Consider the following 23715-nt stretch of genomic DNA (forward strand, 5'->3'; position numbering starts at 1 on the left):
CGAGAATTTGCTGACTCGCCTGAATTCATCCGACTCGATCGTTCCTGGTTCAAAGGCCGCGGCGCGAGCAGCGTTCACATACGTTCATGTCTACGCGCTTCCCGATGCCACGGTTCCAGATTTCATCACTGTCGCGGAACCGCGTCGCTTCGCCGCGTATTAGACGCAGCGATGTTCGCTCGTGGCTTTACCACAACATCGACACTCTACCAGCCTACCCGTTCGTACCGCATTCTTATCGGAGACCAGCATGACCGACGCGTCGCGAGCCCCGGATCGTGGCCATTCCAACCATTGGGCATTAGTTCTGGCGGCGGGCGAAGGCAGCCGGTTGCGCGCGTTGACGACCCAGCCTTGCGGCACGCCGGTGCCCAAACAGTACTGCTCCCTGAGTGGTGGCCAGTCGCTGGTGGAAGACGCCGTGACGCGTGCCCGATCTTTGGTCGCGCCGGAGCGGATCTGCGCCATCGTTGCCCAACAGCACCATCGCTGGTGGTCGAACGTGCCGGCGCTCACCTCGCTGCCGCAGCCGAATCTGATCGTGCAGCCGAGCAATCGCGGCACGGCCATCGGCATCCTCTACTCGCTGATCCATATTTTAAGCCAGGACGCGGACGCGCAGGTGCTGTTGTTACCTTCGGATCACTACGTGGCCCAGGAATCCGTCCTGCAACGGTCGCTGGCGGCAGCCATGGAACATGTCTCGCGCTGTCCTGATCGACCGGTGCTGCTGGGACTGCACCCCGATGAGCCGGATAGCGAGCTGGGCTACATCGTGCCGGGCGCGGCCGACGAATTCGGTGGCCGGACTGTGGCGCGCTTCATGGAAAAACCCGAGCTGACTGTGGCAGCCCAGATCGTGCGCGCCGGCGGCCTGTGGAACACCTTTATTATTGCGGCGTCGGCCCGTGCGCTGCTGAATCTGTTCCTGCCGCGCTTCGCGCCGACCGTCATGGAGATGCAAGTCATCGTCGGCAGCGCGCTCCAGCATCGCTCGGCGGGCGGCTGGCCGGCCATCGTCGATATGTATACGCGTCTGCCGGACCTGGACTTCTCACGCGACCTGCTGGAAGGCCGTGAGTCGTCACTGTGCGTGCTGCCCGTGCCGGCGTGTGGCTGGAGCGATCTGGGCACGCCGCATCGAGTCGGCGAGACGGTGCGCAGGCTGACCGGCGAACGGGGCGCTTGGCAGGCCGATGTTTCCGGCTATATCAATCTCGCCGCCCGGCACGCGCACTTCGAGCGCTCCTTGTCCGGCGCAATGGTCTGATTTCAGTCCTGCGATCCGCAAGGAGGGCAGGCAGGCGCGCGAGGGAGCTGCTGTGAGCAAAGACATTTCGTGGCAGTTCGGCCCGCGGCTCGGCGTTGATGGGACCCTGTTCCGCTTTTGGGCGCCCGGTGCGCGACGGGTCGATCTGCTGATGGATGCCAGGGATGGCACGCCGTCGCGACAACAGTTTGCGGCGGCCGGCGACGGCTGGTTCGAAACATTGGCTCGCGGCTTCGGCGCGGGTGGCCGCTATCGATTGCGCATCGACGATGAGCTCGATGTGCCCGATCCCGCTTCCCGATTCCAGCCCGACGGGGTCACTGGCCCCGGCGAAGTTCTGGACCCCCATTCGTATCAGTGGCGTGACCTGCGTTGGCAGGGCCGGCCGTGGCACGAAGCCGTCCTGTACGAATTGCACGTGGGCACTTTCACACGCGAGGGCACCTACGCCGCCGCGATCGCGCGCCTGGACGACCTCGCCAAGGCCGGCATCACCGCCATCGAATTGTTGCCGCTGAATACTTTTCCCGGACGGCGCGGCTGGGGCTACGACGGCGTGTTGTTATATGCGCCGCAGCCGGGTTACGGTCGGCCGGAAGACTTGAAACGTTTCGTGCAGGCCGCGCACGAGCGGGGGCTGATGGTGTTGCTCGACGTGGTCTACAACCACTTCGGGCCGGAAGGCAATTATCTGCACCGTTATGCCGAGGATTTTTTCACTTCGGCGCAGCACACGCCGTGGGGCAGCGCCATCAATTTCTCACATCCCGTCGTGCGCCAGTTCTTCATCCAGAATGCGTTGTACTGGCTGAGCGAATATCGCTTTGACGGTCTGCGGGTCGACGCCGTGCATGCCATGTTCGATCAAGGCGACACTCATTTCATCGACGAGCTGGTGGATAGCGTGCAAAGCGGTCCTGGCAGCGAGCGCTATGTGCATGTCGTGTTGGAAAATCATCACAACGAGGCGCGGCGACTGGGGCGCAAAGGCCGCACCATGGTGGCGCAGTGGAATGACGATTTTCATCATCCGCTGCACGTGCTGATGACCGGCGAGCGCGATGGCTACTATCGCAATCATGCCGAGCGCACTCTCGAGCAGCTCGGTCGCGTGCTCGCCGAAGGCTTTGCTTATCAGGGCGAGGTTTATCAGACGGACGGTCACGCTCGCGGCGAGCGCAGCGCCTCGCTGCCGCCGACCGCATTCGTGAGCTTCATCCAGAATCACGACCAGATCGGCAATCGTGCCTTTGGTGAACGACTGACGCAGCTCGCGCCCCGCGAAAAACTGCGCGCCGGCCTGGCGGTTCTGTTGCTGGCTCCGCAGATCCCCATGCTGTTCATGGGCGAGGAATATGGCGCCGCCCAGCCGTTTCTGTACTTCTGCGATTATCAGGGTGACCTGGCGACAGCCATTCGCGACGGCCGGCGCAATGAGTTCGCCGCGTTCGGCGTGTTCGCGGATGAGCAGCGGCGCGAACAGATTCCCGATCCGAATGCCGAGGACACTTTCCTGACCAGTCAGCTCGACGCGGAAGACATTGCTCATGCGCCTCATCGCGAATGGCTGGCGTATACGCAGGAGCTGCTGAGTGTGCGTGCCGCGAAGTTGGTGCGGCTGATTCCCGAGATCGTTCCCGGGACCGCGCGCTACACAACCGACGATCACTTGCTCACGGTCACGTGGCCCATGAGTCGCGGTCGCGCGTTGGTGATGCAGGCGAACTTCGGTGACACGCCGAAGCCGGTGCCTCGTGCCACGAACCTCTGGTATTCCACCGCGGGTTCGTCCTTGCGTGATGAAGCGCTTGCCGGTTGGGAAGTCAGGGTGTCGCTGGGAGCGTCATGAACGCGCTGGTGGCCACCGGGCGGGGTGCGAGATTCAAAGTCCCTCGCGCCACCTATCGACTCCAGTTCAATCATCGGTTCACGTTCAACGACGCGGCCCGCATCGTTCCGTATCTCGCGCGGCTCGGCATCAGCCACGTTTACGCATCGCCGATTCTCAAGGCGCGTCCAGGCAGCATGCACGGCTATGACGTGGTCGATCACTCGCAGCTCAATCCGGAGCTGGGCACGCGTGAAGATTTCGACCGGTTCGTGCAGCAGCTGCACGAGCAGGGCCTGGGGTTGATCGTCGACATCGTGCCCAATCACCTGGGCGTGATGGGCAACGATAATGTCTGGTGGCTGGACGTGCTGGAGAACGGGCCGGCCGCGCGCTGCGCCTTTCACTTCGACATCGATTGGCGGCCAAACCGCGGCTCGATGCGCGATCGCATCCTCGTGCCGGTGCTGGGCGACTCCTATGGCGTGGTATTGGAGCGCGGTGAATTGCAGCTCGAGTTCGACGCGGCGGCCGGCAGCTTTTCGCTGCGTTATCACGATCATCGGTTGCCGATCGATCCGCGCGAGTATTCGAGAATCTTCTCGCAGCCGATCGCAGAAACATTGCTGCCGAAAGATGACGCGCATCGCGGCGACTTCGAGAGCCTGCTCACCAGTTTCAGCAATCTGCCGCCGCGCGCCGATACCTCGGCGGATGCGGTGGCCGTGCGTTATCGCGATAAGGAAGCCCACAAGCGACGCCTCGCGCGCTTGATCGAACGCAGCCCCGAGGTTCTGCGTCATATCAACGAGAGTGTGACCAGGATCAACGGTACGACGGCAGAGGCCGAGAGCTTCGATGCGCTCGACGCGCTGCTGGAGGCGCAGGCCTATCGTCTGTCGTACTGGCGCGTTGCCGTCGACGAGATCAATTACCGTCGGTTCTTCGATGTGAACGATCTGGCGGCGCTGCGCATGAACGAGCGCAGCGTTTTTGATGTGACTCATCGGCTGATTTTCGAGCTGATCGATGCCGGCAGTATCGACGGCCTGCGCATCGATCACTCCGACGGCCTGTACGATCCCGAAGAATATTTCCTGTGGCTGCAGGAACGCTTCGGCGGTGGGCCGGGGCAGCGGTCGTTGTATGTCGTGACCGAGAAGATCCTGGCCGCGCATGAGCGTCTGCCCGAGTCGTGGCTGGTTCATGGCACGACCGGCTATGACTACGCGGCGTTGCAGACGACCTGGCTGGTCAGCGGCGATGAAGAGTCGCGCATGACTCGACGCTATCGCGCCTTCACCGAGAATGAGGCGTCGTTCGAGACACTGGCGTATGAGAGCAAGCGATTGGTGATGCGTTCATCGCTGGCCGCCGAAGTCGAAGTGCTCGCGACCCAGCTGGATCGCATCGCTCATCTGGATCGCCACACGGCGGATTTCACGCGGGCGGCATTGCGCGAGGCGATTCGGGAAGTGATCGCCTGCTTTCCGGTGTATCGCACTTATATATCTCCGCGCGGCATCGGCGACGAGGATCGCCGGATCGTTCATTGGGCGACGGGCCTCGCGCGCCGGCGTAGTACCGGTGCCGAGTTGAGTGTGTTCGACTTTCTTCGCGATGTGTTGTTGGGCACGGCCGCGGACGGTCGCATGCCGTCGCATCGTCAGGCCATGCTGGAGTTCGCGATGAAGTTTCAGCAGGTCACTGCGCCCGTGACCGCCAAAGGCGTCGAGGACACGGCGTTCTATCGTTTCAATCGCCTGATCTGCTTGAATGAGGTCGGCGGCGATCCCAGTCGTTTCGGCGTGTCGTCGACGGCGTTGCATCAGGCCAATCTGGAGCGCGCCCGGCTGTGGCCGCACTCGATGCTGGCGACTTCGACTCACGACACCAAACGAAGCGAAGACGTGCGCGCCCGTATCGCCGTGCTGAGCGAGCTGCCGGATCTGTGGAAACAGCATCTGTCGCGCTGGTCTCAGCTGAATCGGAACAAGCGCCGTCAGCTCGACGATGCGCCGGCGCCGGATCGCGAAGACGAGTATCTGCTGTATCAGACGCTGGCCGGACTGTGGTCGCCGGGGTTGCCGACCGATCAACTGATCGAGCGCTTGCAGGCGTACATGATGAAGGCGGGGCGCGAGGCGAAGCGTTCGACGTCATGGATCAATCCGAATGCCGATTATGAAGCGGCGGTGAGCGATTTCATCGTGCAGCTGTTGAGCAATCCGGACCGCAACGCCTTTCTGCGCGACCTCGCATCGTTCGTCGTGCCGGTGACCTTCTTCGGGCGAATCAATTCGCTGGTGACGACGGTGTTGAAGATCACCTCGCCGGGGGTACCCGACTTCTATCAGGGCACCGAGCTGCCAACGTTCACGCTTGTCGATCCTGACAATCGCGCGCCCGTGGATTTCACCGCGGCGGCTGCGCAATTGGAGTCGGTCTCGAATGTTTCGGATGTGCGCGCGATGCTCGAGGACTCCGACGGCGCGCGGGCCAAGCTGTATGTAACGTCGAAGCTCTTACAGCTACGCGCCTCCGACGCGGCGCTGTTCGCCTTGGGCGCCTATCAGCCGTTGCAGGTGGAGGGGGAGAAGAAAGAGCACGTATTTGCTTTCGCGCGTACCCATGAAGGGCGCAGCTGCGTGGTCATCGTGCCGCGTTGGTCGGCCCGTCTGACGGCAGGCGAGACGCGTCTGCCTCTGGGGAATGTCTGGGGTGATACCAGAGTTCTGATCGGCGCAGCAGCAAATGCCGAACTGCGCGACGTGCTGACGGCTCAGGTGTCGCGAACAAGCGGTGACGACTCCGCGGTGCGTGTCGCGGATGTTTTATCTACATTCCCATTTGCAGTGCTGACTTCCGCGACAGCTCCTCACGGCACCTGACGCGCGCGTAACGCGCGGAGTCGGGCCAGAATAAAAATGGGGCGATCGGGTCTGTTTATATATACAGTCGCGAAGCGCCTGCGTATGCTCCGCTCACTCGCCTCGAGCCCAACCCACCGCGGAGGATCTCATGTCTGATACAGCCACGTTGTCCGAGCTGATCGAGCACGAGCGCGTCGAGCTCATGCAAATCCATGCCATGGTCCGATGTTTGAACGATGTCCTGCTATACGCGGACGATGATGATTCGCCCATGCACGCGGACGTGGCGCTGGTCATCGGGCGTCTGTTGAATGATTCGGTGGTACGCCTGGAGGGTGTCCGCGCGCGCGTCGCGCAGATGGAACAGGTGGTAATGCCGCCCAACCAAGTGCGCGACTGTCCGCAACTCGATGACGTGTTCCCATGGCGAACGACTCCTTCGGAACCTTGGCTGATGGTGCGCGATTGCTTGGATATTGCGCGCACAGGAGACACTTCATGCAAGCCGAGTTCGAGAAATTGGGTGAGCTGATCAAGGATATCCGCGTTGCCATGGTGACCACCGTGGGGCCGGATGGAACGTTGCACACGCGGCCGCTGGCTTCGTTGGCCTACGAGAACGACGGTCAGCTCTGGTTCTACACGGCCATCGATTCGGCGAAGGTCGATGAAGTCATGCACGATGTGCGCGCCAGCGTGGCGTTCGCGGATACAGGCAAGGATGCTTATGTTGCCGTGTCGGGCACGGCGGACATCGTCAACGATCGCCGCCGTATCCACGATTTGTGGACGGCATTCGCGAAGCCCTGGTTTCCCGACGGACCGGACTCGCCGAAACTGGCGCTGCTACGTGTGCATGCGGAGCGAGCCGAGTATTGGACGTCGCCCGGCAAGACGGCGTATTTATTCGGCGTCGCCAAGGCGGCAGTGACCGGCAAACGCACGCCCCTCGGCGATAATCGCAAGTTGACTATGTAACGTCAGCTGCGTTCCGGCTTGACGTGGCGGCTGAGCTCTGGAATTTGACCAAGTGCGCGGTGACCAGTTGGGTCACGGACCGGTCGTCCGCGGCAGGCGCCGCGCTTGCCTTTTACAGCGCCTTTTCGCTGGCCCCGCTGCTAATCATTCTGCTCAGTGTCGCTGGCTGGATCGTCGGGACGGAGGTCGCTTACGGCCAACTCAGAGATACGTTGACCCAACTGTTCGGGCACGCCACGGCGGGCGTCCTGCTGGAGGCGATGAAACAGTCCCAGGAGTCCGAAGGCATCGCCGCGGCCGCGATCAGCATCGTCAGTTTGATCGTGGGCGCGACGACGGTGTTCGCGGCGCTGGAGGAAGCGCTCGACACCATCTGGAACGCGCAGTCGCTCGCGCCCAAAGGCGTCTGGGGCTGGGTGAAAGTCCGGATCCTGTCGTTCGGCGTGATTCTGGCGGTGGGATTTCTGCTGCTGGTGTCCTTGTCGGTCACGTCCGCCCTTGCGTCGTTGCGCGTTCTCATCGCCGCCCGCTTCGCCGAGCTCGTCGTTCTGGCGGCAGTGCTCGATTTCGCGATCTCACTGACGCTGGTGGCGGGGCTGATCGCCCTGATCTACCGATATCTGCCATCGAAACGGTTGCCCTGGCGCCCCGTGCTGATCGGCGCGGTGGTGACGGCGCTGCTGTTTCATCTCGGTCGATGGATGATCGGGTTGTACCTCGCGAAGTCGACGCAGCCGTCGGCTTTCGGTGCGGCAGCATCGTTCGCCGCGATGCTGCTCTGGTTGTATTACTCCGCGCAGATCTTTCTGTTGGGCGCGGAGTTCACTGCTTGTGCCGGCGGTGTGAAGGAAAATGCGGTCAAGGCAGATCGCGCGTGATCGTTTCCTTGTCATCGAGGTTGATGTTGACGGCATTGCGGAACCGCAGGTCCTCATCGGTCGTGGGGTCTTCGTCATTGCCGTCACACGTGACTGCCAGGGTGTAATCACCCGCCGGCAGATAGCGCAGCGCGTAGAAGAAGGTGCCGCCGCTGGACGCGGTGAAGACGGGCGCGGTGGCGAACGGTTCGACGCCGGAGCCATCGATGTCGTCGGGAGTGACGTCCCGCCCTTGGAATAAATAAACCGCGCCGCGCGCCAGCGTGGTGCCGGTCGGGCAGGTGACGCTCACATTACCTTCGATGCGGCTCATCTCATTCGTGTCCACGGCGCGCAGCATCGGCGTGAGGTTGTACTCCCGATTATCCTCGTCGTAGCTGAGCGACTTGCGCAGATCGAGCAGGAGCGTGAACGAGTCGTTGCTGTTCGAGTTGTTGTCGATGCTGAAGCTCAACGGCGCGTAGTCGCCCTCGGCTATGTTCAACTGGTACTGCGTGCCGGCTGCGTTGGTGACGAAGGCATCGTCGGCATGGTCCGCGTCGAACAGCAGACGCACGCCGGTGTAGCTGCCGTCTCCGAGATCCTCGCTGGTGAACAGGCGGAGCACGCCGGTGTCGTCGGCGAGATTGATCAGGTCCAGTTGTTCGCTGCTGTTGAACTCCAGGGTCTTGGTGCCGCCGCCGCTGGTGGAGAACTCCACCCCGCGGATGTAAGCGACCACCTGGTCGATGTTCGGATCGGCCGGCAGCTCGGTGGCCAGGTCAGTGGTGACCTGGCCCTGACAGCCGGCGAGCAGAGCCAACACGCCCACAGCGCTCAGACGGATCAAGCCGCCGCGACCCAGGCTGAACCGCCACCAAGCTGAACGTTGCATAAAAGCCATGAAGCGCACCATCGAGTCCATTGTTCGCAAGCATCCCTGATTCTGATGCAGGAGTCCCGCTTTTGGTCACGGACGGACGCAACAAAGTTCCCGTCCCTGTCGTTCGCCCACAACGGCCACCGCCCAAGGTGATTGTGGCTTACCGAAGGTCCCTCGGCCAGGCGGCCCGGCTGCCCGAAAGGACACATCACAGCCAATGCACCCGCCAATACTCTGCGCCACGGACCTGTGGAGGCTGAGGAATCGTGGAACGGGGTGTCGTCGTCGGCGGGTTGATGATCTGCGGCAGTTTTCTGCTCGCGGCGATGCTCAACCGTTCCGCCATGGAAGAGCGGCCCGCCCCCGCCCCTGTGGTACCGATCGAAGCGGTCGTTCCGGTGGCGCCGCCCGCCGTTCAGCCCGCCGGTGCTGCCAGCATCGCCGACTGCGCCGATGTGAACACGCGCGCCGATGCGAATGAAGCGGCCGTTGCGGCCGAACCTCCCACTTCTGACCTTATGGTCAATGGGCGCGAAGCCTGTCCGCGCTGAGAATCGATTCGAGCCTTGCGCCTTCATCGGTTTGAAGCCGCGGCTGGCTGGATGCCACCGCATTAGCGCGCGATCCGTTCTCCTCCCGCTCGGACGCACGTCGCAGCCAGTCGCGGCTTCTCCTGACTTTGTTTGCTTCCTGCCCTCGAGGCCCTCCATCCTTGGAAGCCGCCAGTCAAAACAATTCGGCGAACGCGACCAGTCCCGCCAACTTTGCAGTTCGCGGCGGCAGTCGACGCTCGCGGCGACTGCCTCTCGCGCAATTGTTGTTCGTGGTGGCCAGCATCGTGTTGCTGGTGGCCGCGGGCTCCTATGTGTTTCGCTTCGTCAGCGCGACGGCATTTCATAAGGAGCGCGCCTTCCGGGTGCTGGACGAATTCGGCAGCCAGCTGGACAACCTGCAGCGCACGCTCGCCAATCAATTGCGATTGTTGCCGACGGAGCTGGTCAGTCAGCAATGCCTCCTGGAATTTGCCGGTCAGTCGCCGTCGAGCCGGTCATGCGGCGATCGACGTGACAGTTATCAGCGCCGCCTGGCGCTGCAGGGACCCAAGGTCGGCATCGCCAACGTCGACAAGAATCTGTTCGCTCGCGCCTGTGGCCAGACCAATCGTCATGGCATGACCTTGCAGATCCACGAGCCGGGCGTGCCTTTCACAGCCTTCTCGTGCGCCATCGAATTGCCGTCGCGTAGCGAGGGGCGGGTTCTCACCGCATCGTTCCAGGGCTCGGTGGGCGAGACGGTGGAATCGTTCGTCTCGCAGACGTTCTTCGATGAAGTGCTGGTCGCATTGGGCGATGGCACGGTCATCGCAACGGTGCCCCGTCAGGTCGAAGCGGCGTCGCCGACTCTGCCGTTGCATACGGTGAAGATGCGACGGCTGGGTGTGACAAACGTCGCCACACTATTGCGTTCCAGTGACACTGCCACTGATAACAAAGCCGCCACGCTGCCGACGCAACCGGACGTACTGACGACCACGATCGCGGGCGACAACTACCGCGCGTTCGTACGCGCCGTTCAGCCTCGTATTGGCATCTATCAGGAGCAGGAGGAGGGCAAGCCGGCGCTGCGTGAGGAACGGTTGTATCTGGTCGGCTTGCAGCGTGAGGACCTGCGCGCTGAACTGGCGAGCTCGATGGAGCCGGGCGGGCGCTTTCTGCTCACCATTCTGACCTTGCTGGCTTTCCTGGTCTGGCCGTTGGCGAATCTGCGCTCCAAATCGCCGGACGACACGATCGCGTGGAGTGAGGCGGTGGCGTGCCTCGCGTCGGTGGTGCTGATTCCGGCAGTGCTGGCCATCGCGGCGGTGTGGGTCTGGAGTTATCAAAGTCTGTTGTCGTGGGTCGATGCCGGAGCGTCCAGATATGCACAGCAGATCGACACGACGTTGAATCGTGAGCTGCAGGAAGGGCGCGTGCTGCTCGATCAGTATCGAGCGCTGTACCGGCCGTCGCGGCCCTCCGGTCCGGTCGCCATTCCGATCCGCTCGCAAGAGAATGGCTTTGTGACAGGTCGCGTCGGCGCTTGTAACAAGCAGCAGGATCGGACCTGTGTGATCGATGTTCCCAAGGATGGCGCCGGTGAGTGGCGCAGCTGGACGACGTTTTCCTCGGTGTTTGCGACTGACAGCCGCGGCATTCGCGAGGGCGATCGCTACACCGTGTACGACCCGCCGATGGTGAAGTCGGACGCGAGCTACGACAACCGCGAGTACTTCCGGGCGCTGCAGAGACACGAAGGCTGGGCGTTCTCGGACCCGGGCACCGGCAAGAAAGACTCCTTCGTCGCGCAACGTTTGTTCAGCGGCAGCGACGGCGCCCGAGTTCTGCAGATCGCCATGTCTCGGTCGGAAGGCGCCGAATGCAGCGACGGCTTCTGCGGCATCGTGACGGGCAGTGCCAGCTTTCATAGTTTGTCGGCGTCGGTGTCGCCGCCGTTGTTGAGCTTCGCGGTCATCGACCGAAACAACGGCTTGGTGCTGTTCCATAGCAATGACAGTCGCAGTCTGGCCGAAAATCTTTTCGTCGAGACCGAGCGCAATCCGGAGCTGCTGGCGCTGACGGAAGTGGGGCAGAGCGGGTTCTTCAGCGGTCACTATGTCGGCGCGGGACATCGTTTCTACCATTTGCCCATGAAGGACACGCCGTGGAGCGTGGTGGTCTTCTATTCGCTCAAGGAAGTGGGCGACTTGCCCTGGCATGCGGTGTTCACCGCGCTTGCCGCTTACACCGGCGCGCTGCTCGTGTTGTTCTCGGCTTCCGGGTTGCTCGTAGGGTTATGGGCGAAGCGGAGTCGCAAGAGCGTGCTGAGCATCGCCGCGGGCTTTTGGATGCGTGGCGGTTCGAGTTGCAGCTACGCGCGCTGGGGCGTTGCGTTATTCGGCGCAGGGCTTTGTTTGGTGACGATCTACGAGATCTGGGCTGATGGGCCGGTGAGCCTGATCACTCGAGTCATGTGGGTCTTGCTGGCGGTGGCGAGTGGCGCGGTCCTGTTACAGCATCGCTTTGGCGTTCACAGCGTGTGTATCACGTTGTGGCTGCTGCTGGTCTCGGCGCTACCGGCGGGATGGATGGCGCTGGGTTATCACGATGTCCAGGTGCAGGGGCTGCTGCGCGATGGCTTGCTGGGTGCCGCTCGCGATGTGCAAAAACGCAGTGCGGTCATCGCCAGCGATCTGCAGCGCTGGTTGTCGTCCAACGACGATCGGGAGAATGATTTCCCGCCGGTTGCGAAGCTGGCGAGGCCCTCCAATGTCATGCCCGTGCCGGGGTATGCATCGGGCAGCTGCAAAGGCGAGCCCGCCCGGGGCCAGGAGAATACCTGGGCACTCTGTGTTTTCGATGAGCCGCCGCTCGCCACGCTGATCACCCGGCGGGATCTGGATTTCTGGCGTCGTGAGACCTGGGATGCGTCGGTGCGGGCGCAGACTCAGCAGCGTCGTATCCGGTTGCTCGGGCGCATGAATGGTTGGAATCCGGTGTGTCATTCGAGGGACACAGCGGAGCAATGTGTGTTCCGCACGACCAACGGACAGAGCTTCACGATCCGCGCCGAGGCGGCGCCTGGGCGGGACACGGCGCATGATGACGACGATCGCCGCTTCGAAGGCGTCGCCGGCTCGCTCAGTAGCGTGCTTGCATTGCTGGCTGCGGTGTTCGTGACGTGGATGCTGTCGTTCTTCATCTCGCGTCGCCTGCTGGGAACCGGCCTGCACAAGGAACTCTGTCGAGCGACTGTGCCTGCGAGCGCGCATCACGGAGTGCTGTTCTATTCGCGGAAGATGTCCAGCGAGGAAGTGGACCGGCTGCTGACAGCGTTGCGGTCGGGCGAGGCGGAAGTCACTCGCATCAATGTCGCGGCGAAATCGTTTCATACCGCACTGACGCCTGACCGCGCCATCGAAGGTCGCGTGTTGCTGACGAATCTGGACATCGCGCTCGCCGATGCCGCTCGGCGACGGGACCTGCTGGATGTGCTGGAACGGCTGGTCGATGACTCACACGTGCAGCTATTGATTCTCTGCCGCCGCTCACCCATCGAGCAGCTCTATCATCCCGAGCGCTATCCAGAAGCCGGGCCACAGCATGCCTTGGCGGTGGAGGAATCGCTGCGCTGGGACAATGTGTTGCAGAAGTTCGAATGTCGGGACCTCGAGAACACGGATGTGCCACGTTCGCACCCGCATCTGGCGACGGTCGATCATCATCGGACCTGGAAGCTGTGCAGCCGGACCGAACGTTTGCTGTTATATGAATTGGCGCGGGGGCGACTGGCCAATCCGCGCAATACGACGGTGATCGAAGCGCTGCTGGCACGCGGACTGTTGCAGCTCGATCCCTGGCCGAAGATCGCGGATGAGAGCTTCGAGAAGTTCGTGCGCACCGCCGAGACCACCGAAGAAGTGGCGCAGTGGCAGGATGCGAACCAGGACGTCGGCAAGCGCTGGCGCTCGATTTTTACCGGCATTCTGCTGGCGGCGCTGTTGCTGGCGGTGCTGTGGTTCAGCTGGTCGGGCGGCGACAAGTTCAAAGTCGTGTATGCCATCCTGGCCGGTGCGGTCGCGTTCCTCAGTCAGATCGGTCAAGCCTTCAACTTCGTTCGCGGCGGCTCGGGAACGCGCGCCGGCGGCTGAGGCTGCTACCATTCGCCGCCTGTGCATGGTCGGGGCGGCGTGTGATCGGAACGAACCGGGCGTTGTTGGCTATATTGGCGCTGGCGCTTGCACCAGTGATGAGCGGATGCGAGCGCAAGCCCCCGGAACTGGCCCTCTCCGGGCCGGCCCAGGGAACGACGTACTCGATCAAAGTGGCGTCCGCACCCGACGGCATCGATGCCCACGCGTTGCGAGTCGCGACCGATCAGATCCTCGATAGCATCGATCGCAGCATGTCGGGCTATCGCGATGACTCGGAGATCTCCCGCTTCAATGCGTCGACCTCGACCGACTGGTTCGAGGTCTCCGGCGATCTCGCCAAGGTGGTCGATTTCGCGCTCCAGGTCAGCCGGGAATCGGGCGGCATGTTCGACATCACGGTCGGGCCGCTGGTCGCCGCGTGGGGTTTCGGCAAGGCGGGTGAGCCCATCGATCTGCCCGATGAAGCGCAGCTCGCCGAACTGCGCTCGCAGGTCGGGTATCAAAAGCTGGAGGCGCGCTTGAGTCCGCCCGCGCTTCGGAAGTCGGATGCCAGGGTGCGGGTCGATCTCAACGGCATCGCGCCGGGTTACACCGTCGATCTGATCGCCGAGCGCTTCCGGAGCATGCATCTGAACGATTTCATGATCGATCTGGGGGGCGAGGTGCGGGCGCAGGGCCGGAATGCCCGGGGGGAGCCCTGGCGAATCGCGGTGGAGCGCCCCATCGATGCGGAACCTGAGCCCTACGCCATCGTAGCCCTGGCGGATGCGTCGGTGACAACGTCGGGCGAGTATCGTCACTATTACGATCGTGACGGGCATCGCTATTCGCATACCATCGATCCGCGCACCGGCCGGCCAGTCGAACACACGCTCGCTTCGGTCGTCGTCATCGGCCCGACCACGATGCACGTCGACGCCTGGGCCAAGGTGTTCAACGTGCTCGGCACCGCAGCCGGGCGCAAGGTGGCGCTCGAGCGGGCGATGCCTGTGATGTTCATAGAAGCGCGCGGCACCGGGTTGTATTCGGTGACCACGCCCCAGTTCGATCCCTACGTGTCAGACAGGAAATAAATCATGAAGTGGATGATTCCGACCAGCCTGGCCATGACGGCGATGTTTGGCGCGACCAGCGCCGGCGCGCAGGTCTCTGGAGCACAGATCGATGCCGCCGCCGGTAAGGTGGAGGCCAAGGTCATCACCTGGCGACGGGATATTCATCAGCATCCCGAGCTGAGCAATCGCGAGACGCGCACGTCGAAGCTGGTCGCGGATCATTTGAAGAAGCTGGGCTTGCCGGTGCGCACGGGCATTGCCCGCACGGGTGTCACGGCGGTGTTGAAAGGCGGCAAGCCGGGGCCGGTGATTGCGTTACGCGCCGACATGGATGCTTTGCCGGTGTCGGAGCAGGTCGATGTGCCGTTCAAGTCGACGGTGACGACCGAATATCTGGGCAAGAAAGTCGGTGTCATGCACGCCTGCGGTCATGACTCGCATGTCGCGAATCTGATGGGCGTGGCCGAGATGCTGGCGGGCATGAAACAGGATCTGCCCGGCACGGTGCTGTTCATTTTCCAGCCGGCCGAAGAGGGCGCGCCTGAGGGTGAAGAAGGCGGCGCCGGGTTGATGATCAAAGAAGGCGTGTTCAACGAAGTGAAGCCCGAGGCCGTGTTTGGCCTGCATGTCACGTCGACCCTCAACACCGGCGTCATCGGTTATCGCTCCGGCCCGTTCATGGCGGCGTCGGATGCGTTCCGTATCGAAGTGCAGGGTCGGCAGTCGCACGGCTCGCGCCCATGGTCGGGCGTCGATCCGATCGTCGCGGCGTCGCAGATCGTCGTGGGACTGCAGACCATCGTCAGCCGTCAGATCGATATCACTCAGCTGCCGGCGGTCGTGACCATCGGCAAGTTCGACGGCGGCGTTCGTCACAACATCATCCCGGACAGCGTCGACATGCGCGGCACGCTGCGCACGTTCGACAAGGACATGCGCGCCGACATCATGAAGCGCATCGATAAGACGGCGACCAGCATTGCCGCGTCCAGTGGCGCACAGGCGAAGGTCACCTTCAGCCCGGGCAACAACCCCGTCGTCATGAACAATCCTCAGCTCACGCAGCGGGCGTTGCCGTCACTCAAGCGGGTTGCCGGTGACGACAAAGTTGTGACGCTGCCGTTGATCACCGGCTCGGAAGATTTCGCGTACTATGCGGACTTGATTCCCAGCCTGTTCTTCTACGTCGGCGTAACCCCTCCGGGCCAGGATGCGAACGCCGCGCCGAGCAATCATTCACCGTTGTTCTATATCGACGAACCCAGCATCGCATTCGCGACCCGCGCGCTGGCGTCAGTGGCCGTCGATTATTTGCAGGGGACGAAGTAATCGCGCCTAGCCCTGAACCGCAATAGCTCGTCGCAGCCCATCCAATGAGTGTTAACAGGCCCTAGCTCAGGCCCTCCAGCGCCACTTCCATCGTAGCGCCGATCCCTTCATGGATGACGAGATCGGCGAGCCGGTCCACCGGCGTCGGATCCCGATTGACGATGACCAGTTTCGCGCCGTTGTTTTTGGCGCGAACGGGAAAGTCGGCGGCGGGGAACACCGACAGCGACGAGCCCAGGACCAGAAACAAATCGCAGGCGAGGGTTTCTTCCTGGGCGCGGCGCATGGGCAGCTCGGGCATCTGCTGGCCGAAGGAAATGGTGGCGGTTTTGATGATGCCGCCGCAGCGCTTGCAGGGCGCGACGGTGTTGGTCTCCCGGAACTCACGTTCCAGTTCGTCGAGCTCGACGCGGGTGTGGCACTTGAGGCATTTCGCGTAAGTCGAGTTGCCGTGCAGTTCGATGACCTTTTCTTCCGGCACACCGGATGTCTGATGCAGGTTGTCGACGTTCTGGGTGACGACCACGCTCGCCCGGCCCGAGTGAATCAATTCCGCCACGGCTGCATGCCCACGATTCGGCCTCGCGCCGACCCAACCGTCGGCATTGCTGAAGCGACGGCGCCAGGCCTGGCGACGGGTATGTTCCGAGGCGACGAAGTCCTGATAGTAGATGGGCTGGATCTTGCTCCACACGCCGCCGGGGCTGCGGAAATCGGGAATACCGGATTCGGTGCTGATGCCGGCACCGCTGAAGACGAGGACGCGCCGGCTGGCGCGGAGCAGATCGTTGAGTTCGCTCATAAGTCAGCGGTGGACGGAGGACGACGGTTGAGAGGTGGGAGGAAGGGGTTCCTCTTTATACTCTCACGCGCCGCCCGTTCCGCCTACCGCCAACGCACCTGAGCAAGTTGTGCTTGCTCAGGCATATATAAACGGCTGAGCGCTGGGCTCCGTTCCGCGCGATCAGTTGTGAGCCAGCTGCAATTCGCCGTTGAGCACCGGAATTTGCGTGCCCGGATCGCGGTCCATACGCACGGTATCTTCCTTGTCGCCGAGCCGGTAGCGCACGTCATAGCCGACGATCTTTTCCTTGCTGTCGTACACGGTCTCACAACGCTTTTCCGTGGTTGTGTATGTGTTGCCGTTCTGCATGCGTTGCTGGACTTTGTTTCCAGCATAGCCGCCGGCCGCGGCACCAGCGGCGGTCGCGATCTTCTGGCCTCGGCCATCGCCGACCTGATTGCCCAGCACGCCACCCACCACCGCGCCGATCACGGTGCCAGCGATGCGCTTCTCGTCCTTCACGGGCGCCTGATGTGTAACGACGTGATCATTGCAAACTTCCCGCGGCGTGCGGGTCGTTTCCTTCACGGTGTCGACTTTCAGCACCTGGGCGAATTTGGGGCTGCGATCGAAGATATCCAGATTGGCAACTGCCGCACCGGCCGTCACGACCGCCGCACCGATCACCAGACCCGTCACCAACGACTTGTTCATGCAAAGCTCCTGTCAAGCCCGCGCCGACGATTACGCGCAGGGTGTAGGACAAAGATTAAACGAAATGGGCCCGGGGTCGGTTCCCGTCGCCAGACAGCGTCAGTGAGGCCCGCACAGCAAAAGAAAAAGGCGCCGGAAAGTCTTCGCGGCGCCCAGGAAAAGGGATGTCTCGAATTCGAATTCAGTTCGCGACGCGCGCCTCGCGCTGCTGCTGCATCTCGCTCTTGAGTGTCTTTTCCAGCCAGTCGTTCATGGTAATCATGGTGTTGTGCGCCGACTGCGCATGCATGCCGACGATCACGCCCGTCGTCTCATCGATCAACGGCGCGCCGGGAGAAATGTCGCGAGAATCCAGGTCGTGCGTGAAGCCGCCGGTGCTGGCATTCACGATACCGTTCGCGCGGCGCTCATACACCGTGCCGCGAGCCTTGCGCTTGATGCTGTCCGCGTCGATGTCGTTCTTGTAGCCGATCATCACCACGGAAGCGGCGGAGCCCGAGAAGCGGCCGAGCGGCATGGTGCGCTGGGCATAGCGCGACGGCTGGCTCAAACGCACGACCGCGAAGTCCTTGCTGACCTGGCCAGCGGCGCCGGCTTCATCCCACTGGGATTTCACATACGAAACCGGAATGCGTTCGCGCACCTGGCCGACCGAATCGATGCTGTTGTAAGTGCAGTCGGAAGGCTCGGCGCCGGTGGCGCTCTTCTGAAACATGTGAGCGACGGTGACGCCGATGTCGAATGCGCCGACCAGAAACGCCGTCGACGTGCGCTGCTTGCCGTCGACCATGCAGGAGATCACGCCGACCCCGCTGAACGACGCGTAATCCTTCGATGTCACTTCCGTCCGGCGCAAGGACTCGTGCTGATTGGACTGGTCGTGCGCGGTGGAAAAGCGGAAAAAATGCTGATTCTCGGCCGGCGACGACAGATCCGGCGCGCATTGGCTGCCTTTGCCGCACAGAGCCGCATCCGCGTGCGCGCGCTGATTGCCCATCAATGCCAGCGCCGCCAATGCACCCGTCACCAGAGCGAGTTTCGATGCGCCCTTCCGTGTGTTGCTGGCAGAGGGCAGAGAGGCAAGTTTCACGCGCATGGTCACCACCGTGGCTTGGTTGCTGGAGAAGGTCGCATGCCTCGGCGGGGTCAAGCTTTAGGGCGGGCCCTGAAGCACCTGATCGCCATGGCCTGTCCGTTGTCTGCGGACGGGGACAGTGATCCCTCAACTATCCTTGCGACCGAGCCTAGGGCGATGAGTTCGACGCAGGCGTGACGCGGCTCAAATTCCTGCGTCGGAAATTGAGAACTGTCCCAAAGAACGGCGACAAAAAAGGGCCGGGCGAAGGGCCCGGCCTGAGTGCTCGCCAACTGAACGGACCGAGTCTTACTGGCTCGTCAGACGGAAGGTGATGGCGACCTGAGTCCAGGCGCTGATCGGATTGGTGCCGTTGGTCGCGGCTACGAAGCGCCACTTACGGACTGCCTGCATCGCAGCTTCGTCGAGTCGCGCAAAGCCACTGCTGGTAGCGATCGCGACCTCTTTCGGACGACCCTTCTCATCGACCAGCACCTTCAAGCGCACCGTGCCTTCCTCACCCGCGCGTCGCGAAGCGGGCGGATAGGCCGGTTCGACCCGATTGCTCGTCTTGAGATCCTGCGCCGGCGCCGCCGCCGTGGTCGCGGCGATCGCATTCTCGGACGGCGCGGTGTTCTCCACCGGGGCCACCACAGGCTCGTCGAACTGAACCTCGGGCATCGGCGTCTCGGTCGGCATGGCCTGATCGATTTCCGGCTTCACAACAGGCGCCGGCGGCTCAGGCTCGGACTTGGTCTGCTCGGGAATGAATACGGCTTCGAGCGGCGCTGCGAATTGCGGCACCTTCACCACGCCCATGGTGGCGGCGAGACCGTAAATGATGAGGATGTGAATGCCGATAACGGCCATCGCCGGGCCGCCACGAGAAAGCAAGCTCTCGTTGCTCGGGGTATCGGGTGCGTACATTCTGACCTCCACTTTCTACACAGGCCTGGCCTGCGCTCCTGCTTATAAACGGGCGGAATGACGCAAAGGGTTCAACAATTTTGTGGCGGCACTGTCGCGAGTTGGCGGCAACCCGAAAAAGTTCCGTACACTTGGCGTCATGACCTCCCCAATTTCCAACACCGTGCGCGGCCTGCTCGCTGACAGCGAAAAGCGTCTGGCCGCCGCGCGCGAAGAAAATCCTGAAAGCTGGCGCGCGATTCTCGAGGAAGGGCGCGTCGCCGAGTCGTTGCCGCGAGTCTGGACGTGCAGCGAGTTCGTCGCGACCAGTTGCCTGCGTTCGCCGGCGCTGTTGGCCGATCTGATTAGTGACGGACATCTGTTTACGCGCGCGCCCGACGACTGGTTGGCGCAAGAAGCGGAAGCGCGCGTGCGCGGTGAGACAGAGGCCGATTTGATGGAAGCGCTGCGCCGCTTTCGCCGCCGACAGATGGTCCGGATCGCATGGCGCGATATCGCGGGCTGGGCAACGCTCGATGAAACCCTCCGCGATCTGTCCACGCTCGCCGATGTTTGTATCGATCTGGTCTACCGTCGCATGTACACCGCGCTGGTCACGAGGTACGGCACGCCGCGGGGCGCTGAGAGTGGCGAAGCGCAACCGCTGATGATTCTGGGCATGGGCAAACTCGGGGGCGGCGAGTTGAATTACTCGTCCGACATCGATCTGATCCTGCTGTATCCGGAGGACGGCGAGACCGACGGCGCGCGTCCCATCGACAACGCGGAGTTCTTTCTGCGTCTCGGCCAGAAGATCGTCCAGCAGTTGGCGACGCCGACGGTCGATGGTTTCGTGTTTCGAGTGGATCTGCGTTTGCGACCATTCGGCGATAGCGGCCGCCTGGCGCTGAGCTTCGCGTCATTCGAGCACTACCTGCAGCAGCACGGTCGCGACTGGGAACGTTACGCGTATGTCAAAGCACGCGCGCTGACGGCGACGGATCAGTTCCCCTCCCTTTATGACGAGGTGCTGCGGCCGTTTGTTTATCGTCGCTATCTCGACTTCAGCGTGTTCGAGTCGCTGCGTGACATGAAGGCGATGATTGCGCGCGAAGTCGAGCGGCGCGAGTTGAAGGACAACGTCAAGCTCGGTCCCGGCGGCATTCGCGAAATCGAATTCATCGTGCAGGCGTTCCAGCTGATCCGCGGCGGCAGCGATCGGCGGCTGCAAGGCAAGGAGCTGCGGTTGATCTTGCCGCAGCTGATCGGTCAGCGACTGCTGCGCGAAGATGCGGTTCGCGATCTGGAAGCTGCGTATGCCTACCTGCGCGTGCTGGAGAATCGGCTGCAACAGTGGAATGACGAGCAGACGCATCAGCTGCCTGAAGATCCCGTCGCTCGCGAGCGGCTGGCATTCTCGATGAATGTTGGCAGTTGGGATCAGCTGGCAGCTCAAACCAACGCGCATCGGCAACGGGTCGAACGGTCCTTCACGCAGACCGTGTTCGGTCCGCAGGAGCGCACCGATGGCATCGCTTCCGCCACATCCAGCTTCGATCTGGAAGCCGACGAAGACGAGCGGGCGCGAATGCTCGTCAGTTGTGGAGTCGCGGATCCCGCCCCGATCAATGTTCGGTTCGAAGAGCTGCGCGCAAGCACCTACTACCGTCGGCTCGATGAAACCGGGCGTCGTCGGTTGCGCGATCTGTTGGCGCGTATTCTGCCGATGCTCGCATCCGATGCCGCGCCGACCACGACGCTCGCCCGAATTCTGCGCATCTTCGAGATGATTGGTGGGCGGACCGTGTATCTGGCTTTGCTGACCGAGAATGCCGCCGCTCTGCGTCGTCTCGTTGAGCTGTGCGCGCGTAGTCAGTTCCTTGCGGATCAGATCGCCGCGCAGCCGCTGTTGTTGGACGAGTTGATCGATGAGCGCTTCATCGAAGAAGCGCCGTCGCGGGCGCAGTTCGCTGCCGATCTCGCATCGTCGCGCGGCCGCATGCAGCACGAAGATCCGGAGCGGCAGGTCGAGATTCTGCGCCAGTTCCAAAGCGCGGCGATGTTCCGCGTGGCCGTGGCCGACCTCACTGCCGGCTTGCCACTGATGAAGGTCAGCGATCGCTTGACCGATATCGCCGAGCTCATCGTGCAGGAAACGTTGTCGCTGGCGTGGGCGCAGATCACCGAGAAGCACGGTGTGCCTCGTTACGTCGACAAGAGCGGCGAATCGCACATGGCCCACATGATCGTGGTGGCTTACGGCAAGCTCGGCGGTCTGGAGCTGGGCTACGGCTCCGATCTGGATCTGGTGTTCCTGCACGACTCGATCGGCGAGTCGCAACGAACCGATGGCGAGCAGTCCGTCGAGAACACGGTGTTCTTCCAACGGCTCGGACAACGACTCGTGCACTTGTTGACCGTGCATTCGGCCTCCGGCCGGCTGTATGAGGTCGATACTCGTCTGCGACCGGGGGGCAACAAAGGCATGTTGGTGCAATCGTTGGCCGCGTTTCGCGAGTACGAATTCCAGGAAGCGTGGACCTGGGAGCATCAATCGTTACTGCGCGCCCGCGCGATCGCCGGCGATCCGCAGGTCTGTGAGCAGTTCGAGCAGGCGCGCATCGAGGTGCTTCGTAACGCGGTCCGCCGCGACGGCTTGAAGCACGAAGTGCGCAAGATGCGCGAGCGCATGCGGGAGAACCTGTCCAAGGCGCGGCCCGGGCAGATCGATCTGAAGCAGGATGCCGGCGGTGTCGCCGACCTGGAGTTCCTGGTGCAGTTCTGGATGCTCGAATGGGCGGACCGCTATCCGGAGATCGTCACGTTTTCGGACAACATCCGGCAGCTCGAAAGCCTGGGCTCGGGCAACCTGGTGCCTCAGTCACGCGTGGACTTCCTGGTCGACACCTATCGCAAGTACCGCCAGCGCATGCACCGGCTGGCCCTGGATGGGGTCAAGAACGTGGTCAGCGACTCGGAATTCGCAGCCGAACGTCGGGGCGTCGTGGAAGTTTGGCAAGAGGTCATGCGCGAGGCGGGCGATCTGCGATAATCCGCCTCCCGAAGAAGCTGCCGATGCCGTTATGACGACTGAACCTGCCGCCAAGCTGATCCAGCCCAACGCCCAGAACCAGTACACCGTGACCGCGGCCGACCTGCCCTTGTCGTGTCCGATGCCCGGCATGCACCTGTGGAACTCGCATCCCAAGGTGTTCCTGCCCATCGAGAAGACGGGCTGGGCCAAGTGTCCCTACTGCAGCGCTGAATACACGCTGAGCCGCTGAGTCCGAGCGGTAATACCTCACGCTCCGGCGTGAGTCGATTCGGTACCATCGCCGGATGACAAAAACACTGGACACGACGCCGGCGGCCGATGGCTTCCACATGCCGGCCGAATTCGAGGCCCACGACGGTTGCTGGATGCTCTGGCCGGAGCGGCCGAGCAACTGGCGGCTCGGCGCCAAGCCGGCCCAAAAGGCCTTTGCCGCCGTTGCCACCGCAATCGCCACTGGCGAACCCGTTACGGTCGGCGTCTCCCGCGGGCAGTACCTCCAGGCTCGTGCGATGCTTCCCGATGCGATCCGCGTCGTGGAGATGTCCAGCGACGACGCCTGGATGCGCGATGTCGGCCCGACCTTCGTGGTCAACAAACGGCGCGAGCTGCGCGGCGTGGACTGGGTGTTCAACGCCTGGGGCGGCATCAGCGGCGGTTTGTATTTCCCTTGGGATCAGGACGACCTGGTCGCCCGCAAGGTCTGCGAGCTCGAAGGCGCCGATCGATATCGCGCCCCGTTCGTACTGGAAGGCGGCGCCATCCATGTCGACGGCGAAGGCACGCTGATCACCACCGAAGAGTGTCTGCTCAGCCCGCATCGCAATCCGCATCTGGACAAGGGGCAGCTGGAAATCCTGCTGCACGAATACCTGGGTATCACCAGCGTCATCTGGCTGGGCAAAGGCGTCATCGACGATGAGACCACCGGGCACGTCGACAACCTGTGTTGTTTCGCGCGACCGGGCGAAGTGATTCTCACGTGGACCGACAACAAGCGCGATCCGCAGTATCAGGTGTCGCAGGATGCCTATGAGCGTCTGATGGAATCCCGGGATGCACAAGGTCGCAAGTTGAAAGTGCACAAGCTGATTCAACCGGGGCCGCTGAAACGCACGCATGCGGAATCTCTGGATGTCGATGTGGCGGATGCAGGCACGGCTTCGCGCAAGATCGGGGAACGGTTGGCGGGCTCGTACGTCAACTTCTACATGGGCAACTCCACCATCGTGATGCCGTTGCTGGATCCAAAGCAGGACGGTGCCGCTACGCGCACGTTGCAGAAGATTTTCCCGGAGCGCCGGATCATCGGCGTGCAAGCGCGCGAGATTTTGCTAGGCGGCGGCAACATTCATTGCATTACTCAGCAGGTGCCGGCGCGTAAGCCGGTGCGCGGTAACCCCCCGAAGAGGAAGTGAGCA

The 23715-nt window shown here is 62.6% G+C and carries 18 protein-coding genes; 13 read left to right on the forward strand and 5 right to left on the reverse strand.

The features are described 5' to 3' along the window. The first annotated feature begins 250 nt into the window (after positions 1-250). The 6 genes from EKO19_RS12715 to EKO19_RS12740 all read left to right on the forward strand — a co-directional run bounded on the left by EKO19_RS12715 (position 251) and on the right by EKO19_RS12740 (position 7827). Positions 251-1270, forward strand: coding sequence for a sugar phosphate nucleotidyltransferase (locus EKO19_RS12715; RefSeq protein WP_129776774.1), 1020 nt, complete (start codon positions 251-253; stop codon positions 1268-1270). A gap of 52 nt (positions 1271-1322) precedes the next feature. Beyond that, complete coding sequence (treZ, locus tag EKO19_RS12720; protein WP_217705299.1) at positions 1323-3119, forward strand: malto-oligosyltrehalose trehalohydrolase; 1797 nt, start codon at positions 1323-1325, stop codon at positions 3117-3119. Beyond that, entirely contained in the window at positions 3116-5989 is a 2874-nt protein-coding gene (treY, locus tag EKO19_RS12725; RefSeq protein ID WP_129776776.1) for a malto-oligosyltrehalose synthase, read from the forward strand. The genes treZ and treY overlap by 4 nt, the downstream gene beginning before the upstream one ends. 148 nt (positions 5990-6137) lie before the next feature. Beyond that, positions 6138-6503 carry a hypothetical protein gene (locus tag EKO19_RS12730; RefSeq protein ID WP_129776777.1) on the forward strand — a complete coding sequence of 122 codons (366 nt, stop codon included), beginning with the start codon at positions 6138-6140 and terminating at the stop codon, positions 6501-6503. Beyond that, entirely contained in the window at positions 6470-6949 is a 480-nt protein-coding gene (locus tag EKO19_RS12735) for a pyridoxamine 5'-phosphate oxidase family protein (protein WP_129776778.1), read from the forward strand. The genes EKO19_RS12730 and EKO19_RS12735 overlap by 34 nt, the downstream gene beginning before the upstream one ends. A gap of 59 nt (positions 6950-7008) precedes the next feature. Beyond that, entirely contained in the window at positions 7009-7827 is an 819-nt protein-coding gene (locus EKO19_RS12740; protein ID WP_157995235.1) for a YihY/virulence factor BrkB family protein, read from the forward strand. Here EKO19_RS12740 and EKO19_RS12745 read toward each other — a convergent pair. Beyond that, on the reverse strand, positions 7808-8701 hold the full coding sequence (locus tag EKO19_RS12745; protein WP_157995236.1) for a DUF4382 domain-containing protein: 894 nt from the start codon (positions 8699-8701) through the stop codon (positions 7808-7810). The genes EKO19_RS12740 and EKO19_RS12745 overlap by 20 nt on opposite strands. Before the next feature lie 254 nt (positions 8702-8955). On the opposite strand from EKO19_RS12745, the gene EKO19_RS12750 reads away from it, so the two are divergent. The 4 genes from EKO19_RS12750 to EKO19_RS12765 all read left to right on the forward strand — a co-directional run bounded on the left by EKO19_RS12750 (position 8956) and on the right by EKO19_RS12765 (position 15763). Further along, on the forward strand, positions 8956-9240 hold the full coding sequence (locus EKO19_RS12750; protein WP_129776781.1) for a hypothetical protein: 285 nt from the start codon (positions 8956-8958) through the stop codon (positions 9238-9240). Positions 9241-9401: 161 nt separating this feature from the next. Further along, positions 9402-13376, forward strand: coding sequence for a cache domain-containing protein (locus EKO19_RS12755; protein WP_129776782.1), 3975 nt, complete (start codon positions 9402-9404; stop codon positions 13374-13376). Positions 13377-13438: 62 nt separating this feature from the next. Beyond that, positions 13439-14452: an FAD:protein FMN transferase gene (locus tag EKO19_RS12760; protein ID WP_129776783.1), complete on the forward strand. Its 1014-nt coding sequence runs from the start codon at positions 13439-13441 to the stop codon at positions 14450-14452. 12 nt (positions 14453-14464) lie between these two features. After that, the gene (locus EKO19_RS12765) at positions 14465-15763 is read left to right on the forward strand and encodes an amidohydrolase (RefSeq protein ID WP_129777388.1); all 1299 of its coding nucleotides are present in this window, start codon (positions 14465-14467) and stop codon (positions 15761-15763) included. Between the two features lie 61 nt (positions 15764-15824). Here the strand turns inward: EKO19_RS12765 and EKO19_RS12770 are convergent, their stop codons facing one another. From EKO19_RS12770 to EKO19_RS12785, 4 genes are all read right to left on the reverse strand, one after another. Next, positions 15825-16565: an SIR2 family NAD-dependent protein deacylase gene (locus EKO19_RS12770; RefSeq protein WP_129776784.1), complete on the reverse strand. Its 741-nt coding sequence runs from the start codon at positions 16563-16565 to the stop codon at positions 15825-15827. A gap of 162 nt (positions 16566-16727) precedes the next feature. Beyond that, positions 16728-17261: a glycine zipper 2TM domain-containing protein gene (locus EKO19_RS12775; protein WP_129776785.1), complete on the reverse strand. Its 534-nt coding sequence runs from the start codon at positions 17259-17261 to the stop codon at positions 16728-16730. A 181-nt stretch (positions 17262-17442) separates the two neighbouring features. Beyond that, complete coding sequence (locus EKO19_RS12780) at positions 17443-18357, reverse strand: serine protease family protein (RefSeq protein ID WP_129776786.1); 915 nt, start codon at positions 18355-18357, stop codon at positions 17443-17445. A 288-nt stretch (positions 18358-18645) separates the two neighbouring features. Further along, positions 18646-19263: an energy transducer TonB gene (locus tag EKO19_RS12785; protein ID WP_129776787.1), complete on the reverse strand. Its 618-nt coding sequence runs from the start codon at positions 19261-19263 to the stop codon at positions 18646-18648. A gap of 139 nt (positions 19264-19402) precedes the next feature. On the opposite strand from EKO19_RS12785, the gene glnE reads away from it, so the two are divergent. Genes glnE through aguA form a run of 3 tightly spaced genes read left to right on the forward strand, consistent with a single transcriptional unit; the run spans position 19403 to position 23712 of the window. Further along, positions 19403-22294, forward strand: coding sequence for a bifunctional [glutamate--ammonia ligase]-adenylyl-L-tyrosine phosphorylase/[glutamate--ammonia-ligase] adenylyltransferase (gene glnE / locus EKO19_RS12790; protein WP_129776788.1), 2892 nt, complete (start codon positions 19403-19405; stop codon positions 22292-22294). Positions 22295-22325: 31 nt separating this feature from the next. Next, entirely contained in the window at positions 22326-22526 is a 201-nt protein-coding gene (locus tag EKO19_RS12795) for a zinc-finger domain-containing protein (protein ID WP_116809467.1), read from the forward strand. Positions 22527-22581: 55 nt separating this feature from the next. Beyond that, the gene (gene aguA / locus EKO19_RS12800) at positions 22582-23712 is read left to right on the forward strand and encodes an agmatine deiminase (RefSeq protein WP_129776789.1); all 1131 of its coding nucleotides are present in this window, start codon (positions 22582-22584) and stop codon (positions 23710-23712) included. Positions 23713-23715 lie beyond the last annotated feature (3 nt).

This window comes from Peristeroidobacter soli (assembly GCF_004138485.1).
Classification (GTDB): Bacteria; Pseudomonadota; Gammaproteobacteria; order Steroidobacterales; family Steroidobacteraceae; genus Steroidobacter; species Steroidobacter soli.

Bases quoted from the DNA above. Each gene is read 5' to 3' on its own strand.
- EKO19_RS12715 (WP_129776774.1), top strand. From the start codon at position 251: ATGACCGACGCGTCGCGAGCCCCGGATCGTGGCCATTCCAACCATTGG.
- treY (WP_129776776.1), top strand. From the start codon at position 3,116: ATGAACGCGCTGGTGGCCACCGGGCGGGGTGCGAGATTCAAAGTCCCT.
- EKO19_RS12735 (WP_129776778.1), top strand. From the start codon at position 6,470: ATGCAAGCCGAGTTCGAGAAATTGGGTGAGCTGATCAAGGATATCCGC.
- EKO19_RS12745 (WP_157995236.1), bottom strand. From the start codon at position 8,701: ATGCAACGTTCAGCTTGGTGGCGGTTCAGCCTGGGTCGCGGCGGCTTG.
- EKO19_RS12765 (WP_129777388.1), top strand. From the start codon at position 14,465: ATGATTCCGACCAGCCTGGCCATGACGGCGATGTTTGGCGCGACCAGC.
- EKO19_RS12770 (WP_129776784.1), bottom strand. From the start codon at position 16,565: ATGAGCGAACTCAACGATCTGCTCCGCGCCAGCCGGCGCGTCCTCGTC.
- EKO19_RS12775 (WP_129776785.1), bottom strand. From the start codon at position 17,261: ATGAACAAGTCGTTGGTGACGGGTCTGGTGATCGGTGCGGCGGTCGTG.
- EKO19_RS12780 (WP_129776786.1), bottom strand. From the start codon at position 18,357: ATGCGCGTGAAACTTGCCTCTCTGCCCTCTGCCAGCAACACACGGAAG.
- EKO19_RS12785 (WP_129776787.1), bottom strand. From the start codon at position 19,263: ATGTACGCACCCGATACCCCGAGCAACGAGAGCTTGCTTTCTCGTGGC.
- glnE (WP_129776788.1), top strand. From the start codon at position 19,403: ATGACCTCCCCAATTTCCAACACCGTGCGCGGCCTGCTCGCTGACAGC.
- EKO19_RS12795 (WP_116809467.1), top strand. From the start codon at position 22,326: ATGACGACTGAACCTGCCGCCAAGCTGATCCAGCCCAACGCCCAGAAC.
- aguA (WP_129776789.1), top strand. From the start codon at position 22,582: ATGACAAAAACACTGGACACGACGCCGGCGGCCGATGGCTTCCACATG.